At 42.9% G+C, this 746-nt stretch carries 2 protein-coding genes; both read left to right on the top strand.

Features of this window, described 5'->3' with window-relative positions; translation table 11 throughout:
• A partial coding sequence (tnpA, locus tag ACERJO_RS21025; protein ID WP_373648782.1) for an IS66 family insertion sequence element accessory protein TnpA occupies positions 1–271 on the top strand: 271 nt, incomplete at its 5' end.
• Positions 268–624 carry an IS66 family insertion sequence element accessory protein TnpB gene (tnpB, locus tag ACERJO_RS21020; protein ID WP_247107608.1) on the top strand — a complete coding sequence of 119 codons (357 nt, stop codon included), beginning with the start codon at positions 268–270 and terminating at the stop codon, positions 622–624. The genes tnpA and tnpB, both read left to right, overlap by 4 nt.
• Positions 625–746: the final 122 nt, after the last annotated feature.

Here is a 746-nt window from a genome sequence, read left to right as displayed (position 1 = left end):
GAGTGGTCAAACGATCCCAGAATGGGTGTCCACTCAAGAAGGAGTTACACAACATCAATTCCATTACTGGCGTAGAAAATTGAAAGCAGAAATGAACCGATCCGCGGATTCTTCTCAATTCGATCATCATGGGTGGACAACATTAGAGGTTTCCTCGATGAGTACGAATCCAGCTATTGAATTAAAAATGGATGATCTTTCGCTTATGATACCTGAAGATGTGAGTGAACAACATCTCTACCGTGTTCTTAAGGTGTTGAGAAATGGATGATCCACCATCATTTGATCGAGCGTGTTTATTTGGCAAAGGGAAGTACGGATCTACGTAAATCCATTGATGGCCTTGCCGCCATTGTACAAGAAAGCTTTCAGCTTGATCCGTTCTCGCCTTGCTTTTTTGTCTTCTGTAATCGCAAGCGCGATAAAATCAAAATCCTTCATTGGGAGCATAATGGCTTTTGGCTTTATTACCGTCGCTTGGAAAAAGGGACGTTTCCTTGGCCAGAAGACCCCTCTTCCTCTCCACAAATGATTAACCTTCGGCAATTTCGCTGGTTACTAGATGGCCTCCCGATCGATCAAAAAGCCGCACACCCCAAAGTAACGGCAAAATCCGTTATTTAAGCCCCAATAAGGGAGAGGTCATGGTATAATAACGGTATGAAAACCAATGATATGACCTCTCAACGTACAACTGAAGAATTAGAACAACGTGTTTCTTCACTTGAAGAACAAAATGCGGAGCT

Origin of the sequence: Halalkalibacter sp. AB-rgal2 (genome assembly GCF_041821005.1) — a bacterium.
In the GTDB taxonomy this organism is placed as follows: Bacteria; Bacillota; Bacilli; order Bacillales; family Bacillaceae_D; genus Halalkalibacter.
The sequence above is the reverse complement of the archived record's forward strand: the minus strand, read 5'-3'. Positions and strand labels throughout refer to the sequence as shown.

Bases quoted from the DNA above. Each gene is read 5' to 3' on its own strand.
- tnpB (WP_247107608.1), top strand. From the start codon at position 268: ATGATCCACCATCATTTGATCGAGCGTGTTTATTTGGCAAAGGGAAGT.